At 37.4% G+C, this 18,781-nt stretch carries 15 protein-coding genes; 10 read left to right on the top strand and 5 right to left on the bottom strand.

The window, feature by feature from the left end:
• The first annotated feature begins 128 nt into the window (after positions 1-128).
• The 4 genes from K5G00_RS00895 (at position 129) to K5G00_RS00880 (ending at position 5,325) form a co-directional block, all read left to right on the top strand.
• Positions 129-1,298 carry an exo-beta-N-acetylmuramidase NamZ family protein gene (locus tag K5G00_RS00895; RefSeq protein WP_238763426.1) on the top strand — a complete coding sequence of 390 codons (1,170 nt, stop codon included), beginning with the start codon at positions 129-131 and terminating at the stop codon, positions 1,296-1,298.
• A gap of 2 nt (positions 1,299-1,300) precedes the next feature.
• Entirely contained in the window at positions 1,301-2,752 is a 1,452-nt protein-coding gene (locus K5G00_RS00890) for a sodium:solute symporter (protein WP_238763424.1), read from the top strand.
• A gap of 94 nt (positions 2,753-2,846) precedes the next feature.
• Positions 2,847-4,298 carry a right-handed parallel beta-helix repeat-containing protein gene (locus K5G00_RS00885; protein ID WP_238763422.1) on the top strand — a complete coding sequence of 484 codons (1,452 nt, stop codon included), beginning with the start codon at positions 2,847-2,849 and terminating at the stop codon, positions 4,296-4,298.
• A complete protein-coding gene (locus tag K5G00_RS00880) occupies positions 4,288-5,325 on the top strand; it encodes an endonuclease/exonuclease/phosphatase family protein (protein WP_238763420.1) in 1,038 nt (345 codons plus the stop codon). The genes K5G00_RS00885 and K5G00_RS00880 overlap by 11 nt, the downstream gene beginning before the upstream one ends.
• Here K5G00_RS00880 and K5G00_RS00875 read toward each other — a convergent pair.
• Positions 5,322-6,731, bottom strand: a complete 1,410-nt coding sequence (locus K5G00_RS00875) for a CCA tRNA nucleotidyltransferase (protein WP_238763418.1) — start codon at positions 6,729-6,731, stop codon at positions 5,322-5,324. The two genes, K5G00_RS00880 and K5G00_RS00875, sit on opposite strands and share 4 nt — an antisense overlap.
• 179 nt (positions 6,732-6,910) lie before the next feature.
• Between K5G00_RS00875 and trxA the strand changes: the two genes are divergently transcribed.
• Positions 6,911-7,282, top strand: coding sequence for a thioredoxin (gene trxA, locus K5G00_RS00870; RefSeq protein ID WP_238763416.1), 372 nt, complete (start codon positions 6,911-6,913; stop codon positions 7,280-7,282).
• A 618-nt stretch (positions 7,283-7,900) separates the two neighbouring features.
• Here the strand turns inward: trxA and K5G00_RS00865 are convergent.
• Positions 7,901-9,343, bottom strand: a complete 1,443-nt coding sequence (locus K5G00_RS00865; RefSeq protein WP_238763414.1) for an SUMF1/EgtB/PvdO family nonheme iron enzyme — start codon at positions 9,341-9,343, stop codon at positions 7,901-7,903.
• Between the two features lie 214 nt (positions 9,344-9,557).
• On the opposite strand from K5G00_RS00865, the gene porU reads away from it, so the two are divergent.
• The 5 genes from porU to K5G00_RS00840 all read left to right on the top strand — a co-directional run bounded on the left by porU (position 9,558) and on the right by K5G00_RS00840 (position 15,793).
• Positions 9,558-13,298, top strand: a complete 3,741-nt coding sequence (gene porU, locus K5G00_RS00860) for a type IX secretion system sortase PorU (RefSeq protein WP_238763412.1) — start codon at positions 9,558-9,560, stop codon at positions 13,296-13,298.
• Between the two features lie 111 nt (positions 13,299-13,409).
• Entirely contained in the window at positions 13,410-14,588 is a 1,179-nt protein-coding gene (porV, locus tag K5G00_RS00855) for a type IX secretion system outer membrane channel protein PorV (RefSeq protein WP_238763410.1), read from the top strand.
• A gap of 3 nt (positions 14,589-14,591) precedes the next feature.
• Entirely contained in the window at positions 14,592-15,083 is a 492-nt protein-coding gene (gene ispF / locus K5G00_RS00850; protein WP_238763408.1) for a 2-C-methyl-D-erythritol 2,4-cyclodiphosphate synthase, read from the top strand.
• Positions 15,073-15,441, top strand: coding sequence for a CoA-binding protein (locus K5G00_RS00845; protein ID WP_238763406.1), 369 nt, complete (start codon positions 15,073-15,075; stop codon positions 15,439-15,441). Before ispF ends, K5G00_RS00845 begins: the two co-directional genes overlap by 11 nt.
• 16 nt (positions 15,442-15,457) lie before the next feature.
• Positions 15,458-15,793, top strand: a complete 336-nt coding sequence (locus tag K5G00_RS00840; protein WP_238763404.1) for a thioredoxin family protein — start codon at positions 15,458-15,460, stop codon at positions 15,791-15,793.
• A 104-nt stretch (positions 15,794-15,897) separates the two neighbouring features.
• Here K5G00_RS00840 and K5G00_RS00835 read toward each other — a convergent pair whose 3' ends face one another.
• From K5G00_RS00835 to K5G00_RS00825, 3 genes are all read right to left on the bottom strand, one after another.
• Positions 15,898-16,413 (bottom strand): hypothetical protein, encoded by a 516-nt coding sequence (locus K5G00_RS00835; protein WP_238763402.1) that lies wholly within the window; start codon positions 16,411-16,413, stop codon positions 15,898-15,900.
• 160 nt (positions 16,414-16,573) lie between these two features.
• Positions 16,574-16,990, bottom strand: a complete 417-nt coding sequence (locus K5G00_RS00830; protein WP_238763400.1) for a hypothetical protein — start codon at positions 16,988-16,990, stop codon at positions 16,574-16,576.
• A gap of 54 nt (positions 16,991-17,044) precedes the next feature.
• Positions 17,045-18,388 carry a S41 family peptidase gene (locus K5G00_RS00825; RefSeq protein ID WP_238763398.1) on the bottom strand — a complete coding sequence of 448 codons (1,344 nt, stop codon included), beginning with the start codon at positions 18,386-18,388 and terminating at the stop codon, positions 17,045-17,047.
• Positions 18,389-18,781 lie beyond the last annotated feature (393 nt).

Here is an 18,781-nt window from a genome sequence, read left to right as displayed (position 1 = left end):
TTTATAAAAAATTTTTTTTTCCTTTTTTACCATGTGTAACTTACCGAAATTATTTTTATTCTATCTAAAACGTTCAAATGAATAGAAATAACCGGAAAGCCGTAAATGTATAAGTTTTTAATAAACAGATGACAAAATTTATAAGATATTTTATTCTTTTAATTTCACTGGGGTATTCATCCGGAATACGTGCAGGAGAGTTAAAATGCGGGGCGGAACAACCTGACAAATATTTGGCTTTGATTCATGATAAAAAAGTGGGGCTGGTGGTTAATCATACTTCACTGGCAGGAGAGATTCACCTGGTTGATTTTCTTTTGGAGAAAAAGGTAAATGTAAAAAAGATTTTTGCGCCGGAACATGGCTTTAGAGGGGAGGCAGCCCCAGGAGAAGAAATTAAGGCAGGGGTGGATGGAAAAACAGGAATTCCGGTTCTGTCTCTTTACGGAGAAACCCGTAAACCAACCCAGGAACAACTGGCGGGTATTGACCTGATGGTGTTTGATATTCAGGATGTAGGTTGTCGGTTTTATACCTATATTTCCACACTTCACCTGGTTATTGAAGCTTGCGCCGAAAATAACGTTCCGCTGATTGTGTTTGACAGGCCAAATCCAAATGGCGATTATGTTGCCGGCCCGGTTTTGAAAAAAGAATTTCAGTCGTTTGTTGGAATGGATCAAATTCCCGTTGTTCATGGATGCACAGTTGGGGAACTTGCAAATATGATAAATGGAGAACGGTGGCATAAGGCGAATAAAAAATGTGATTTGAAAGTTATTCAGGTAGAGAATTATGACCATAAACTTTCGTATTCTCTTCCGGTTGCACCATCACCAAATTTACCCAACGATTTGTCTGTTCGTTTATACCCTTCGCTTTGCTTTTTCGAAGCAACAAGTGTAAGCGTAGGACGTGGAACAGATTTTCCTTTTCAGGTGTTGGGAGGTTTGGACCCGCAATTGGGTGATTTTGAATTTACTCCCAAAACGATTCCCGGGGTAGCGGTACACCCGCTAAATGAAGGGGAGAAATGTTACGGAATTGATCTTCGTAGTTTGAAAATCGTACCCGTTTTTACCTTAAAATATTTTCTTGATTTTTATCACTGCTTTGTTGATGAAAAAGATTTTGTTACCCGTGAAAATTGGTTAAATCTTCTTGCCGGAACCGACGAGTTTATTCAACTTGTAAGGGAAGGGAAAAATGAGCGGGAAATTAAAGCGCACTGGCAAAACGAGTTGAACACATTTAAAGAAACCAGAAAGAAATATTTGTTGTATCCCGATTTTCAATGATTATGAGCCCTTACCTCGTTTTAGGAATAATTCTTGGCTATTTTTTTGTTTTGATGTTTATTTCGTGGTTGACCTCGAGAAATGCAAATTCTGATACTTTTTTTACAGCAAACCGAAAATCGCCATGGTATTTGGTTGCTTTTGGTATGGTAGGAGCAACACTTTCAGGAGTAACATTTATTTCAGTGCCGGGAGAAGTTGGAAATTCGGCTTTTGCTTATTTACAGTTTGTTTTTGGAAATCTTGTTGGTTACTGGCTGATTGCCGGAATTTTATTGCCGCTATATTATAAGTTAAACCTGATTTCAATTTACACTTTCCTAGAACAGCGTTTTGGAAAATATTCATACAAAACCGGCTCTTTTTTCTTTTTGATTTCGAAACTTACCGGTGCGGCATTTCGGCTTTATTTGGTAGCTGGCGTGCTCCAAATTGCCTTTTTCGATGCCTTTAATATTCCTTTCGTTATAACGGTAGTTGTTACCATATTTTTAATTTGGATTTATACATTTCGCGGAGGTATAAAAACCATTGTCTGGACCGATACATTACAAACGCTTTTCCTGGTTAGCGCGGTTGTGTTCACCATAATAGCTATCTCGCAAAAAATGGAGTGGAACTTCGGACAATTGTTTAATGAAGTTGCTGAAAGTTCGAGAGCGAAGATTTTTATTTGGGACTGGCGTTCAGGAAACAATTTTTTTAAACAGTTTTTGGCCGGAATTTTTACAACGATAGCTGTTAACGGGCTTGATCAGGATATGATGCAAAAAAATCTTACCTGTAAAAATAAAGGAGAAGCACAAAAAAATATGGTGGTGTTTAGTTTGTCATTTCTTACTACAGTGGTTTTGTTTTTAAGTCTCGGGGTAATTTTGTATTCTTTTGCCGAAAACATGGGTATTTCAATCCCTGAAAAGACAGACGATTTTTATCCGCTCCTTGCTCTGAATTATTTGGGTTTACCGGTCGGGATAGCTTTCCTGCTGGGAATAACAGCTGCTACTTATTCCTGTGCCGACTCCGCACTGACAGCAATGACCACTTCTTTTAGTGTTGACTTTTTAAATATCGGAAGATACAAAGAACAGAAAAAACAAAAAATAAAAAAAAGGTCGCACCTGCTTTTCTCTCTGTTGCTTATTGTTACTATTCTGCTTTTCAGGGCAATAAACGATGAAAGTATTGTTGTTGCGGTGTTTCGAGTGGCAGGTTATACTTACGGCCCAATTTTAGGGTTATTTATTTTTGGTATGTATTCAAAAAGGAATGTTAATGATATTTGGGTCCCGGTTATTGGTTTTTTGGCACCGGTTATCTGTTATTTTTTATCCAGATATTCAGAGGTTCTTTTTAACGGTTATAGGTTTGGATTTGAGCTTTTAATACTAAACGGATTAATCACAATGATAGGTTTATTTTTCATTTCTAAAAAATATGTTGTAAAAAACTAACGATTGTAAATAAATGTTAAAATTTGTAAATTGAATTGTTATATTTGCAATAATAAGCAACTGGAATAATCGTTATAGTTAAAAACCTTAAGAATTGGTAAGATATCTACTTCAAATATTGCTGGTAGTTTTACTCGCTGTCTCCTTTTTTGCCTGTGAAGATGAGAAATATTTGAATTCTCCTGATGCGCAATTGCAATTTTCAGCCGACACCGTTGCTTTTGATACTATTTTCACCACAATTGGCTCAACAACAAGGCGTTTTACCGTTTATAATCCTTATGAAGAGAATGTTTTGATTTCGCGAATAAGGCTTGCAGGAGGCGATTTTTCCAGTTTTAGGTTAAATATAAATGGCATTGCTGCAAATGAGGCTTATGAAGTGGAAGTACCTGCAAGAGACAGCATTTTTGTTTTTGTTGAAGTGACAATAGATCCGAATGGACAAAATCTTCCCATGGTTGTTGAGGATTCTATTGAATTTACCACCAATACTAATATTCAGGGGATAAACCTGGTTGCTTATGGCCAGGATTTTAGACTTATAAAAGGTGAGACAATTGAAACTACAACCTGGAACGCGGAAAAGCCCTATCTTATTTACGATTATGCTTATGTTGACAGTACATCTACTCTCACCATCGAGCCAGGTACAAAAGTATATTTTCACGATGGAGCTGGTTTGTATGTAAAGGGGACGATTGTTGCCGACGGAACAGTTCAGAACCCGATCGCTTTTCAGGCTGATCGTCTTGAAGATTCCTATAAAAACATTCCAGATCAGTGGAGTGGAATTATTTTGTTTTCCGGAAGTCATGATAATGTGTTCAATTTTACAACCATAAAAAATGCCAATATTGGATTACAGGTTGGTACTATCGAAGATGAAGGGTTCGCTTCGGTTCATTTATCTAATTCGAGAATTGAAAATATGGCTTATGCCGGTATTTTTGCTTTGAAGTCGAAAATATACGGATACAATGATGTTATCGCAAATTGTGGCTATTACGCGGTTGCGCTGTTGATTGGAGGTGAATATGAATTTTACAATTCTACTATTGCCAATTATTGGGGGAATTATTCCAGGAAATCGCGTTCTACATCTTCACTGGTGGTTTCCAATGTGTTAAAGGTTTCTAATTCTGATGGCTCAAGTAAACTCTATCTGGGAGATCTGAATAAAGCGACTTTTGGAAATAGTATTATTTACGGGAATAATCTAAATGAATTGGAATTGGGAAAAAATGAGGAAAAACAGTTTAATTTCTTGTTTGACCATTGTATCATTCAAGTTCCTGATACATTTAATGTTTCGAATAAAGATCATTATAAAAATGTTTATCGGGGAGACGCTTTTGATCCTTTATTTGTTGATCCTTATGAAGATTACGATTATTCGCTCGACTCACTTTCTCCGGCGCGAGATATCGGAAGTGTGGAAATCGCGAACATGTTCCCTGTAGATATTCTCGATAAAGATCGTTTCTCAGATGATGCTCCTGATTTAGGAGCTTTTGAATTTATTAAAAGAAAGAATGAAGATTAATTTCTTTTTACTTCTTATTGTTTTACTTTTCTATTCTCTTTCGTTGCTATCTCAACCGCAAGCTCAAGGTGAGGATTTTACTATCTTGTTTTATAATGTTGAGAATTTGTTTGACATCAGAGATGAACCGGGCAAAGAGGACGACGAATTTACACCAACGGGAGAGCGGTATTGGACAAATAGAAAATTAGATAAAAAATTAGTAAACATTTCAAAAGTTATTTTGAATTCCTCAGGTTTTACAAAACCAGATGTTATTGCATTATGTGAGATCGAGAACAGAGAAGTTTTGGAGAGGCTTTTGTACTCAACTCCGCTAAAAAAATATAATTATAAGATTATTCACAAAGAATCACCCGACCACAGGGGAATCGATGTTGCTTTGCTTTATCGGCCAGAAACACTTTATCCACTTAATTACAAGTATTTTCCGGTGGTGCAAGGTGACGAAATAATAAAAACGCGGGAGGTTTTGTATTTTTCAGGTATTATAAATGAGCTTGATACCGTTCACTTTTTTGTAAATCACTGGCCATCACGTTATGAAGGAATCTTGGAATCAGAGCCTTTGCGAAAGCTCGCAGCGCAACTATTAAAAACAAAGGTGGAAGAGGTGAGGTCAAAATCTGAAAATTCTAAAATTATCATTCTTGGCGATTTTAATGACCAACCTACTGATGCGAGTATCAGGGAAACTTTAGATGCTCAGTCGCTCTCAAATAACATCGAAAATGACCGTTTATATAATCTTTCTTTCCGCTGGATGGAAGATGAAATAAAAACTCTGAAATACCAGTCACAATGGTCGGTATATGATCAGTGTATTGTTTCTGGTTCTTTAGTAAATAGTAAAAAGGGGTATTCAATTCTTCCCGGAAATACAAAAATTATCAAACTACCATTCCTTTTGGAAAGAGATGAAAAATACGGAGGGGTAAAACCGTTCCGAAGCTATAACGGCTATTCATACAAAGGAGGTTTTAGCGACCATTTACCGGTTCTGCTTAAATTGACATTGCTAAATTAGTTTTTCTTTTTGTGTCCCAGTTCGCCTGCTTTTTTCAGCATGTATGAATAGGCTTCATCATAGTTGTTGTGAATTTCTCCTTCCAATATAGCTTCTTTTATTGCATCTTTGATAATCCCCACGTCTTTGCAGGGCGAAAGTCCAAAAGTCTCCATAATTAACTCGCCCGAAACCGGTGGCTGGAAATTTCGAATAGCATCTTTTTCTTCAATTTCTTTTAGCTTTTCTCTGACGATTTTAAAATTGGAGAGGTAACGTTTTACTTTGTTCTGATTTTTGGAAGTGATATCAGCTTCACACAATGTCATTAGTTCATCAATATCATCACCTGCTTCAAAGAGGAGACGGCGTACAGCCGAGTCAGTGACTTCTTCTTCTGATAAAACAATGGGGCGCATGTGCAAATGAACCATTTTCTGAACAAATTTCATCTTTTCATTTAACGGGAGTTTCATTCTTCGGAAGATTTTTGGAATCATTTTTACACCCACATAATTATGTGCATGAAATGTCCAGCCCTGGCCTTCAAAAAACTTTTTTGTTGCGGGTTTTGCAATATCATGTAATAAGGCAGACCATCGCAACCATAAATTTTCAGTATTGGGTGCTATCCTGTCGAGAACCTCTATGGTGTGATAAAAGTTATCTTTATGTGCGATTCCGTTCACTGTTTCGATACCTTTCATTTTATAAAGTTCAGGAAATATGATTTCCAGCAAACCGGTTTCTTCCAGTAATTTAAACCCAACAGATGGTTTTGGGGCAAGAATTATTTTATTCAATTCTTCTGTGATTCGTTCAGCCGAAACAATTTTTATCCTGCTTTTATTTACTGCAATAGCCTGAAGTGTTTTTGTTTCGATTTCAAAACCCAGCTGGGTTGAGAAACGAATGGCTCGCATCATTCGAAGAGGATCATCTGAAAACGTAACAGCTGGGTCGAGAGGGGTACGGATAATTTTGTCCTGCAGGTCTTTTATTCCGTTAAAAGGGTCAACGAGCAGATCGAAGTTGTAGGTATTTAGACCCAGTGCGAGTGCGTTAATTGTAAAGTCACGCCGGTTCTGATCATCCTCAAGCGTACCATTTTCAACGATTGGCTTTCTTGAATTTCTCTGATATGACTCTTTTCGTGCGCCGACAAATTCTATTTCCAGGTCCTTATATTTTAGCATGGCTGTGCCAAAATTTCTAAAAACATTTACTCTTGGTTTTGAACGAAGTGCTTGCGCAACCTTTTGGGCTAGTTCAATTCCGCTGCCAACCGTCACAATATCAATATCTTTAGAGGGGCGTTTTAAAAGCATGTCGCGAACATAACCACCAATTACGTACGATTCCTGCTTCATTTCATCACTTACCTTTGATATAACGTCAAATATTTTGAGCTTCAGTCTTTTATCCATTATCCTGACAAAATTTGTAACTTCACCAGTAAATTACTGCCACTTGTTAAAAAATTGTGACAAAATTACAACTATTTCAAATAAAAGTGGTGTAAATTTTTAGGTTTGCCCAAACGGTACTATTTTTGAATCAATATATTTAAATTGTTAGATATTTAAATAATTTAAAATTATAAATCATGTTGGAACATTTAACAAAAGAAACATTCAAAGAGAAAGTTTTCAATTGGGAAGCTAATAAAGAGTGGAAATATGAAGGCTCAAAGCCATGTATGATTGATTTTTATGCCGATTGGTGTGGTCCGTGTAAAATGGTAGCTCCTGTATTGGAAGAGCTGCAAAAGGAGTATGGCGATAGTATCGTAATTTATAAGGTCAACACTGAAGAACAGCAGGAATTGGCTGGAATGTTTGGCATTCAGAGTATCCCTTCTTTGTTGTTTGTGCCTCAGGAAGGACAACCGCAAATGGCGATGGGAGCACTTCCAAAGCCCACCTTTGAAAAGGCAATTGCAGATGTTTTAAAAGTTGAAAAGCCTTTGGCCAATTAAAACATACGGTTTTTTCAAACTGATACCGGGAGTACTCTTACTTACTGATATATTAAATTCTTTAAACATCGGTTTTGCGGGGTATTTTTATATTGCTGGAAGTTATTTAATTGAACTTCAGATAATAACATAAAATGTTTTTCTTATGGGAAAAACATTTTTTTGTTTGGACACAAGTGTATTCCGGCGTTGCTGTTCAGTTCTGAATAGCGATTTATCTCTCCAAAAATTCAATAAATCTGCCTTTGACTTTAAACAGGAGGATTCTTGGACAAACGCTAACGTAATTATAGCTTTTTTCTAATGTAAAACTTGTATTAAATTTGAAAATTACCTTGGCGTTCAAATTTTTGATTTGGGCTTTTCCTTGAATCCGATCACCCTTTGTCCTCTGTTAAGTTTGTTCTTTGTCTGCGGCGAGTCTAACAATTATTGAGATATTTTCAATGGAGATAATGTTTTGCCATGTGGTGATTCATGACCCTCAATTATTGCGCACCGGATTTCCGTTTTTGCACCTTTGCTTTCATTAAAAATTTGGTGGTTGGTGGTATACAAAACTAAAAAACCTTCCATCAATGCGATGAAAGGTTTCTGTTATATTTGTTTTATTCTTTTTTAGAATCCTTCCGGGCTTCCAACTCTTGTCATAGCACAGCGGAATCCCAAATCGTTTTGTGCTTTTGTTTGTTCAAGATATCTTCTTGTTCCCGGAACCAACCAGTAAGGTCTGTCTTTCCACGATCCTCCTTTGTAAACACGAACTTTGTCAGTTATTAAGGAGGAAAATGCTCCCGGCCTATCATCCTGAACATACATGTCGTTTGTAGACCTGTTCTCTGCTGAATTCCAATCTGTACCTTCTATAAGTTGGGAATTAATATCTCCGTCTTTAAAGTTTCTGTAGTCAGCAATCGTATCTTTTATTAGTTCGCCGTACTCGTTCCTCATCAAAGAACCATCTGTATCTCTTCTGTATTCGGTAATAACATTACCTCTGTAAGGTTGAAATTCTTCCACATCTAGATTTGAAAGAGGACGATATACGTCTGAAACCCATTCGTTTACGTTTCCGGACATACAATACAATCCATAATCGTTGGGTTCGTATGAGAACACCGGCGAGGTTATATCTGCATTGTCATTCAGACCTCCTGCCATCCCCATCATGTCACCACGGCCACGAACAAAGTTTGCTTTCATTCTCCCTTTTCCATCTTTTGATGCCTCTCTTAAATAAGTTCCGTTCCATGGATACAAGTTTCTTTCGGTGAGCAATTCTCCCTGGACATTGCCGATGAGGCCATAGGCGGCATATTCCCATTCAGCTTCCGTTGGCAATCTGTAACTGGGCAGGGCAATGCCATCTTCCCATTTTAATCTTCTGGCTGTACCATCAGTGTTTTCAATTTGATTTTCTCCTTCGGTTCCCTGGTACAACCCGGCAAGATAGGTGTCGGTTGTAAAAACATTTTGACCGCTTTGCGTATTGTCATGTTGCAAAATTCCTTTGTCAACGAGGATTTGTTCATTTACTCTATCGGTTCGCCATGCACAATAAGCTTCTGCCTGCTCCCATGTTACTGCTACGACAGGATAATCACTGTAAGCCGGATGTCTGAAATAATTATTTACATACGGCTCATTGTAAGCCAGTTCGCTTCTCCATTTTATTGTGTCAGGAAGTGCTGCGTTAAGTTTTTCCATGTCTCCCGGATAAACTCTTCTTAACCAGTGGGTATATTCTCTGTAATCCTGATTTGAAACTTCGGTTTCATCCATATAAAATGAGGCAACGGTAACTCTTCTTGGGTAATTATCCCATTTGTACATCACATCCTGCTCAACTCTCCCCATAGTAAATGTGCCACCCTGCACAAATACCAATCCGGGTCCGGCTTCCTGTTCGTAACCTGACTCGTAGGGGATGTCACCTGTTGCATCTGAATTATACGCCCATCCTGTGGTACGGGAAACATCTTTGCTTCCTTTCCCTCCAAATAATCCACATCCTGAAAGGAATGCGGCTAAAAACACTACAAATAAAGTTTTTAGCTTCATTGAATTTATTTTTTTCATTACATACTGATCGTCACAAATATAACTATTTTGTCTAATTCTTATTGTTTTAATATTCTAAATATTTTTTACAATTAACCAGAACTGCTGTATCTTTAGCCCACCTTGTAACAAATAATTTATATCGGAAATTAGGATTTGTCCAGCAATATTTATTTTAACGAGGCGTTTTACTGTTGTCAATTTTTAAAGTTTAATGAAAAGATATTTACTTCTGTTTACCATTTTTATTGTTGGTTTTTCAGCAAACGATGTTCAAAGTGAGTTTATTGTTCTCAATTGGAACAATTTTTCGCCGGGAAATACTGCTGTCGGAGGGAGAGTAGATTACACTTTTGAAAATGCAGTTTACTTTCCTGAAAATAGAGGATTACCTTCTTTTTCTAAAATATATGTGCAGCCAAATTCGAAATCGAGGTTTCGATTTATAATAGAAAATTTACGTTTTGAAGAAATTGAAAATGATTTCCAGGAGAACGTATTTAACATTGTGCCAGCCGAAGTAAAAGTAGAAACGCAGGAATTAAAATCCCGGGGAACTTTAAAAACAGAAGTGACGGTTTTACCATTTAAAAGAGAAGGTGATAAATTATTTCGTTTGACAGGTTTTAGTCTGAAAGAGATTCCGGTACAATATAGGAAGACAGCTATGGCCTCTGCTAATGAATGGAAATCACAGTCGGTTTTAAGTGACGGAAAGTGGATTAAAGTGAAGACAGCCGGAAAAGGAGTTTATAAATTACCCTATTCCAGGCTCACGGAATGGGGCTTTTCAAATCCGTCAAATGTAAAAGTTTATGGAAGCGGAGGCCGTCAACTTTCAGAAAAACCAGGGGAAATTACTTATGATGATTTAGTTCAGAATACAATATGGACAGATGAAAACGGTGGTGAAAACTGTCTGTTTTTTTATGAGCCGGGTAATGTTGAGTGGACACTGAATAACGAAGGAGAGTATTTTGAACATAAAAGTCATGATTATGCAGTTAATGGATTTTTCTTTTTAACAGAGGATGTTGGTTCCGCAAAAATGCCTCAAATGGCCGGGGAAATAACCGAAACACCAACGCACTTCGTATCTGCTTCAGACGCTTATGCCTTGTATGAGAAAAATGCAATAAATCTGATTTCTTCAGGGAAGCAGTGGTTTGGTGAGAAATTTTCTCATAACCAAACACGTAGTTTTACTATTGAACTGCCGGGTATAAATAATAGGAAAGAGGCTTATCTGAAAATAAATGCTGCGGCTCGTTCTTACCAGTCTTCCAAAATGAGGGTAAAAGCAAACTCAGTTACTATAGGTGAATTTAGTTTTCCAAGAGTAGATACAGATAATCCTGTTGACACTTTTGCGGAAGAAAACGATAGTGGTATTTTATCTGACATCAACAGTGAAAATTTAGAAGTTGCTTTAACTTTTGTCGGTAGCAATGGAAACGCGGTTGCCTGGCTTGACTATATTGAAGTTAATTATTCGCAGGATCTGAATTTAGATGAAGGAACACTTTTCTTCAGAAATCTGGAGGCTACAGGGAATGGCAATATAACAGAATTTGAGCTTCAGACGATTTCTTCAACTTCTCGTGTCTTTGATGTGACAGATATGAATAACATTATTGAGGTGCCAGTAAAAATTTCCGGTAACCAGATGTCAATTAGAGCAACTACCGACGATTTAAAGGAATATGTGGCTTTTAACCCCGAAAGTGATTTCCAGGAACCGGAACTTGTTGGCGATGTTGAAAATCAAAATCTGCATGCGTTATCAACTCCCGAATTTTTAATTATTACACATCCATCATTTTTGAGTACAGCAAAAGAGCTTGCTGATTTTCATGAAAATAATGACGGGTTAAATACCGAAGTTGTTGTTTCAAACAAAGTATATAACGAATTTAGCTCCGGGCATTTCGATGCAACCGGAATCCGGAATTTTATAAAGATGTTTTACGATCGGGGAAACACATTAAAATATGTTTTGCTTTTTGGGGATGGCAGTTTTGATAATAAAAACATAAATGCAGAGAGTTTTAATTTTATACCTACCTATCAATCGTTAAATTCTTTAAATCCTGTTGGTTCATTTGTTACCGACGATTATTTTGTTCTTTTAGATGAAGGAGAGAGCGTTTACAATGGTGCAGTTGATCTCGGAATTGGAAGAATACCTGCATCTACGCTGCTTCAGGCACAAACGGTGGTCGATAAGATAAAAAACTATCATTCTGAGCAGGCACTTGGAAATTGGCGCAACGTAATTTGTTTTATCGGTGATGATGAGGATGGGAATATTCATATGGGGAATTCGGAGAAACTTGCCGGTTTGGTGAACGAAAACCATAAAGAATTTATTACTGATAAAGTTTATTTCGATGCTTTTGTTCAGGAAACAAGTACGTCAGGAGAACGATATCCGGAAGTAACAGAAGCCATTAACAAAAGTGTACAGGATGGTGTTTTGGTTTTAAACTATGTGGGGCATGCCAACGAAAGATTTTTAGCCGATGAACATGTTTTGGATGTAAGTAATATTAATTCCTGGTCAAACGAGAATAATTTGCCAATATTTGTAACAGCCACCTGCGAATTTAGCCGTTTCGATTCAGAAGAAATGTCGGCCGGGGAATATGTATTATTCAATTCGAACGGCGGTGGGATTGGTCTTTTTTCAACCACACGTCTGGTTATCTCCGGTCCGAATTATTCATTAAGCAGAAGTTTTTACAACCATGTTTTTGAACGCGATGAAAACGGAGCGCATTACAGGATGGGAGATATAATGCGTCTCGCTAAAATAAATACGTCAAACACTACAAATAAACGTAATTTCAGCTTGCTTGCCGACCCGGCTCTGAAACTTTCGTATCCCGAATATAAAGTAGTAACTACAGCGGTAAACAGTCAGGATGCAACTGCAAATCCCGATACCATTGGTGCATTGCAAAAGATTACTGTTTCTGGTTATATTTCGGACTACGAGGGTGAAAAGTTGCAGAATTTCTCCGGGGAAATTGTTCCAACGGTTTTTGATAAAGCCATTGAAATGGAAACACTTGGAAATGCCGGAGAAACTCCAATGGAATTCGAAGTGCAGGAAAATGTAATTTATAAGGGAGTTGCAAGTGTAACAAACGGGGAGTTTTCTTTTAGTTTCGTTGTCCCTAAAGATATTTCTTATAATCTTGGAAAGGGGAAAATAGTTTATTATGCCGATAATGGAGAAACAGACGCCCATGGCGCTTTCGAGAATTTTGTGATTGGTGGGACAGATAATCAGATAGTGGATGAGCAGGGGCCAGATATTCAGTTATATATGGATTCTGAAGAATTTACATCGGGTGATGAAACCAGTAAAAATCCAGCGTTATTGGCTTTTCTTTCAGATGAAAATGGTATAAATACGGCGGGAACCGGTATCGGGCATGATATCACAGCTGTCCTTGATGATGATTATTCTCGTGTTTACGTTTTAAATAATTATTATCAGGCAAATACCGACGATTATACCAGTGGAGTCATAAAATATCCATTTAGTAACCTTGACCAGGGGATGCATACACTGAAGTTAAAAGCCTGGGATGTAGCAAATAATTCATCGGAGGTTGAAATCGAATTTTTTGTTTCCGGCGAATTTAAAATATCAGGAGTAAGTAATTACCCCAACCCCATGGCTGACTATACTTATTTTGTTTTTGAACACAATCAGTCGGGAGCGACCTTCAAAACTTTGATTGAGGTTTTTGATATCCAGGGCCGTAGAATCGACTATTTTGAAACGGAAGTCGGCTCAAACGGTCTGGTGAGTAATCCAATTCCATGGGACCTGAGTGAACTCAAACTGGAAGCCAGAGACGGAATTTATTTTTATAAGCTTACTGCTCAAAATGAAGACGGTGTAATAGCTTCTGAATCAGGGAAACTCATTATTTCATATTAAATTTATTAACGATAGGTAATTTTTCATAAAACAAACCGTTCTCTTTTTTAGTTTAACTATGGCAACAAAGACAAATATTATATCTTTGCAGCGCTCAATTTTAAAAATATTATGATCAAACAGTTACGATTACTTTTTATTTTCTCCCTTACAATTGCTCTGGCAGAAAATGTAAGTGGACAGGCAACCACTTCCGGAGCGAATACAATTACAACAGCCGTACCGTTTTTGTCGATAACACCTGATTCAAGGGCTGGTGGGATGGGAGATGCAGGAGTAGGTACTACTCCTGATGTAAACTCACAACACTGGAATCCGGCAAAATACGCTTTTATTGAAAATGATATGGGCGTTGGTTTGTCTTATTCTCCCTGGTTGCGTGCTTTGGTCGACGATATTAACTTAGCCTACCTCGTAGGTTACAAAAAGTTGGATGACGTTCAAACCTTAAGTGCGTCTCTGCGCTATTTTTCTTTGGGGAGCATTCAGTTTCGTGATGCTTATGGTACTCCGGGAATGAGTGCAAATCCGAATGAATTTGCATTAGATTTTGGATATACGCGTCAGCTTTCCGATATTTTTGCGGGTGCTGTTTCTGTCCGTTACATCCGCTCCGATTTAACAAATGGCCAGTACAACGAATCAACCGGTCAAACGCATGCAGGGAATTCGTATGCTGCAGATGTTGCCTTCTATCTTTATAATGAATTCAGAGCAAACGGAAATGATAATATCATTTCAGCGGGTATTAATATTCAGAATATCGGTGCCAAAATTTCGTACGACGATGGTACGACAAAAGATTTTATTCCAACAATGTTGAAATTGGGAGCAGCATATACTACAGAGGTTGATGATTACAACTCGTTTAGTTTTGTGTTTGAAGCCAGTAAACTGTTGGTGCCAACACCTCCTGAAGATACTGTAAGTTACAATCCCGACGATGTTATTTATCCCGGTGGAATTAACTCTGATGTTGGTGTGATTTCAGGTGTTTTTAAATCGTTTGGTGATGCGCCAGGTGGTTTTTCTGAAGAGTTGCAGGAAATTAACCTTTCTTTAGGTGTTGAATACTGGTATAACAAGCAGTTTGCAATACGTGGAGGTTATTTTTATGAACATGAGAATAAAGGTAATCGTAAGTTTATTACAGCCGGTGCCGGTTTAAAAATGAATGTTTTTGCGCTCGATTTCTCCTACCTTATTCCAACACAGAGGAACCATCCTCTGGAGAATACGCTGCGTTTTTCACTCACCTTTGATGTTGATGCGTTTGGAAATCAGCGATAACTTATGAGTTTCCGTATTGGACAAGGATATGACGTACACCGCCTTGCTAAAGGAGAAACCTTATGGCTTGGCGGTATTTTAATTCCACACGTTAAAGGAACGGTGGCTCATTCCGATGGAGACGTGCTGATTCATGCGATTTGCGATGCCATGCTTGGTGCCCTGAAGTTGCGCGATATCGGAACAAATTTTCCTGACAACTCTGACGAGTTCAAAAATATTGATAGTAAGATTCTATTAAAAAAGTCTTATCACCTGGTAAAGAGAAAGGGATATGAAATAGTAAATATCGATGCCACTATCAGTGCCCAAAAGCCAAAACTGAAATCATTTATCCCTGATATGGAGAAAACCATGGCTCAGGTTTTGGGAATTGATGAAGAACAGATTTCGGTGAAAGCTACAACTACCGAAAAATTAGGTTTTGAAGGCCGTGAAGAAGGAATTTCTTCCAGCGCCGTAGTTTTAGTAAAAAAGTCTGACAGTGGAAAATAAAAAGACTTTGGTTATCGGTGCCAGCACCAATCCGGTGCGTTACTCAAATTTGGCGATTCAATCGCTTCGTAAACATGGAAACGATGTGGTGGCTTTGGCAAAACGTATGGGAAAAGTTGCTGATGTTGAGTTTGTCAACAACTTTCCTTCGTCAAAGGAAAATATTCATACAGTAACGATGTATGTTGGACCACAAAACCAACCTGAATTTGTTGATCCGGTTCTTTCTTTGTGTCCTGAACGGGTTATTTTTAACCCCGGCACTGAAAATATGGAGTTTTCTCAAAAGCTCAGAGCAAAAGGAATTGAAGCCATTGAGGCCTGTACTTTGGTTTTGTTGAGCACCGGACAGTATTAATCTTAAAAATACGGCTATGTTTATTGAAATTCAATCATTTGACGAGTTTTTAAAATTGAAGGAAACGGAACCAGCCTTGCTGGCTTATTTTTCGACTGATGCGTGCAACGTTTGTAAAGTACTAAAACCCAAAGTAGCTGCTTTAGTAAGCAAAGAATTTCCCAAAATAAAACTGGCCTATATAAAATCGGATGTTTTGCCCGATGTTGCAGCACAAAACCAGATTTTTGCAGCACCAACAATTTTAGTCTTTTTTGATAGTCGGGAGACTATCCGTAAAAGAAGGAATATTGGGATCAGCGAACTTCAACGTGAAATATCACGGCCGTATTTTATGATCTTTTCAGAATAGAACTTAACGTTCTCACGTCTTGTTTTTCTTCTTAATCATCCGACAGTACTGCGGCAGCTATTTCCGGGTTTATGGTTTCCAGCTTTGGCTTCTCTCATTTACAGTTAAGCCTGCATCCCCGTATAATTAGAGAAACCTGCAAACAGTCCGGCAAAAATCATTATCACAATCATCAGCAAGTAGATTGCGAAAATCACAATCATAAAAATCCCGATGAAACGGTAGAGTGCTTTCAGATTATAAAATGCCTTTACAAATTGATGTTGGTTCTTTAACGACAATGCCATTTTAATTCCTGTAGAAAAACGGTACAAATAAAGGATCGGCAGAAAATAAATGGCTCCTATAATCAGGTAAAATACGCCAATCAGAAAGGTTGGGAAAGGCAAGCCACCAAAACCTTCTGTGGGAATAAGGGCAAAAACGATGCTCATTACAAAACCTCCTGCAACGAGCAGCCCCATAAAAACAAAACCCAGGATAGCCAGAAATTTCCCCCATTTCCCGGCCTCATTCATGTAGGTGCTTACCTCCTCCGTTATTTTCAGTGTTTTTACCTCGTCTGTTGTCTGGGGTTTTTCTGCCTGTGTTTGCTCTGTTTCCTGATTTTCAGTATTCATTTTTTTGATTTTTATAATTGATTGCAATTCTGTGTGTTAAAATCCAATAAAGTGTTCGCATGAAAAAGATTGCCCATCGTAACTGGCTGATACATTTGGGTTTCATTCAGTGAAAATGTCAGGCGCGAGAAGATTTTACTTTGTGAAAATTGGTAATGCGTCATTTTTGTTGAATAGTGTACACAATTGAAGCATTTTCTGCATTAAGACCAGTAATGATAAGATCATAGTATCCTGCCCCTGAAATACTGGAGTTATCAGAAGTTGAACTTCCGCAGACAAAGCTTGAGTAGAATTTTTTCATTTCCGAGCTGGCTGTTAAATTGAAGGGGATAAAACCACTATTTTCAAAACTAAAATATTCAGATGTGCCACCTGCATTAAAATTAACCATAAATGCAGAAATCGTAGTGAAATAAACGGTATTGTCTACAGCAAAAGTATCAATGTTACAGGATGATTCGTTAATATATCTTACATGCACCATTTCAGGTTCTTTTTCACATTGAATTAAGGAAAAACATCCTGCCAGCAGAATAATTTTTACAATCGTATTTTTAGCAGGAGCGGTTTTCATTTTATATGCTTGCTGTTTGTAAATGGTTGTTTTAATACCAAATATACATAATTCTTAAGGATTCTGTGTCACTTCGTTTTTAATCCATTCCATAATCGGGTCTTGGTTATTCCGGTAATTTTCAAAACGGAGTTTTATCTCTTTATTGACCTTTAAATTTTTGGCTGCTACTCCATAAAATAAATTTAGCCAGAAAGTTTGTCCGGGTATAAATTTATTGTTCTTCCAGTCGTGTTCGTATTTCGAATCTTGTATGCTTATATTTGAATTGGGCAACGTATAATAGTCGCCTTCTGCCCAAAACTTCAGGTGGTCGCCAACTTCTTCTCCCACTATAACAACTTTGTTTTTACCAAAATATTTGATTCGCGCTGCGGTAACCAATCCTGCAGAAAATGTCATAGAACTGGTTATTAGATATATTTTCCTGTTGTCATCAATTATTTTTGGTGGTTGCGTTGCAAGTTTTGCAGGTATAACATAGTTACCTCCGGTGTAATACCTTAAATCAAAAACTACATGATAGTCTGTTTTTGTTTTAAGCTCAGAAAGAAATTTTTTTATTTTTTCTTTAAAATCGGGAGATTTATACCACAATGCGTTGATGCTAAAATATGAGATTTCCTCCGCATCAAGAAAGGTGTAAAACACACCTTCATTCATATGTTTTAAATAAAGGGGAAGTTCATTTGAATTTCCCGTGAAATAAGCCCACGGTGTAGTTTTTGCGGAATCAGGATATAAATCAGCCCAGCTTTCGTACTCGTATTTGCTATCAGGCATTTTTTTAACCTTAAAATTAACAACAGAAGTATCCTTCCCTTTCAGAAGAGTGAGTGTTAATGAATCAGCAGCTGTTAATCCAATCCCGTTTAAAATTTCGGGGCTTGTCAAATAGTTGCTTGCTGTGAATTTTTTAAAACGGTTAATTCCTGACAGGTGATCCTTTAGTTGCTTGTACACGGAATCGATTTCCAAAGAATTTATTTTTAATATTTTTGACCCCAGGTGTTCTGCAATGGAGGTATCTGTTTTAATAATATATAGTCCATCGGCAAACCAGTAATACCGAAGTGGTATTTTGTCCATTTTGCTTAGATGAATTGTTGTGTGTCCGTTGTTAGCCTTTGCAACACATTTTGATAACGACAAAATGATTTGATTATCCGTCAGGGAGTCAAGTTGGCTTTTTAAACCATCTAAAATTTTTTTACAGGCAGCTATTGAATCGGTATCAAATGTTCTTGAGTTCTCCAGATAATTGTTCTCGAAATATGCAATGTCTTCCGACCACTTTTCCAACCTTGTTTTTTGTGATTGAGGCTCTTCCTTTTTTTGAGGTTTGCAACTACAGAGAAAAATAAATGTGGTGAAAACAGCAAAAAAAAGGCTCCTCATATATCGGAATTTTATGAATTACAGTAAAACTTTTATGTGTTGAACAACGAGAGCTTGTTAGTGTTCAGTTTTTTGGACAGTGTATTGGGTTTATTAAAAATGAATGTTTCATTTTTGCTGTTTAAGAATTTTAGTATTTTTTATTTCTTCAGTTTGCAAATTCTACTTTGTTAATCTTTTGCATCTTTTTTTATCATATTGAAAGTGGCATTTCTCAGGTTTTTGTATAATTTATTTGCCTGCGTCGGTGACATCATCTATGCGGAAGAACTCGCGGATAACGAAGTTTGTTTCTCATTTTCAGAGGGAAAAAGACCAGGGTATCAATGCAACTGGAAGTTCCTGCCAGGTCTAAAAAACACAGACTGTGTTTTCGAAAGCACCCTTTATTGC

Source organism: Maribellus maritimus (assembly GCF_022267315.1).
In the GTDB taxonomy this organism is placed as follows: Bacteria; Bacteroidota; Bacteroidia; order Bacteroidales; family Prolixibacteraceae; genus Draconibacterium; species Draconibacterium maritimum.
This window is presented reverse-complemented; position numbering and strand designations above follow the sequence as displayed.

Coding starts and splice junctions, on each gene's coding strand:
- K5G00_RS00895 (WP_238763426.1), top strand. CDS start 129: ATGACAAAATTTATAAGATATTTTATTCTTTTAATTTCACTGGGGTAT.
- K5G00_RS00890 (WP_238763424.1), top strand. CDS start 1,301: ATGAGCCCTTACCTCGTTTTAGGAATAATTCTTGGCTATTTTTTTGTT.
- K5G00_RS00880 (WP_238763420.1), top strand. CDS start 4,288: ATGAAGATTAATTTCTTTTTACTTCTTATTGTTTTACTTTTCTATTCT.
- K5G00_RS00875 (WP_238763418.1), bottom strand. CDS start 6,731: ATGGATAAAAGACTGAAGCTCAAAATATTTGACGTTATATCAAAGGTA.
- trxA (WP_238763416.1), top strand. CDS start 6,911: ATGTTGGAACATTTAACAAAAGAAACATTCAAAGAGAAAGTTTTCAAT.
- K5G00_RS00865 (WP_238763414.1), bottom strand. CDS start 9,343: ATGAAGCTAAAAACTTTATTTGTAGTGTTTTTAGCCGCATTCCTTTCA.
- porU (WP_238763412.1), top strand. CDS start 9,558: ATGAAAAGATATTTACTTCTGTTTACCATTTTTATTGTTGGTTTTTCA.
- porV (WP_238763410.1), top strand. CDS start 13,410: ATGATCAAACAGTTACGATTACTTTTTATTTTCTCCCTTACAATTGCT.
- ispF (WP_238763408.1), top strand. CDS start 14,592: ATGAGTTTCCGTATTGGACAAGGATATGACGTACACCGCCTTGCTAAA.
- K5G00_RS00840 (WP_238763404.1), top strand. CDS start 15,458: ATGTTTATTGAAATTCAATCATTTGACGAGTTTTTAAAATTGAAGGAA.
- K5G00_RS00835 (WP_238763402.1), bottom strand. CDS start 16,413: ATGAATACTGAAAATCAGGAAACAGAGCAAACACAGGCAGAAAAACCC.
- K5G00_RS00830 (WP_238763400.1), bottom strand. CDS start 16,990: ATGAAAACCGCTCCTGCTAAAAATACGATTGTAAAAATTATTCTGCTG.
- K5G00_RS00825 (WP_238763398.1), bottom strand. CDS start 18,388: ATGAGGAGCCTTTTTTTTGCTGTTTTCACCACATTTATTTTTCTCTGT.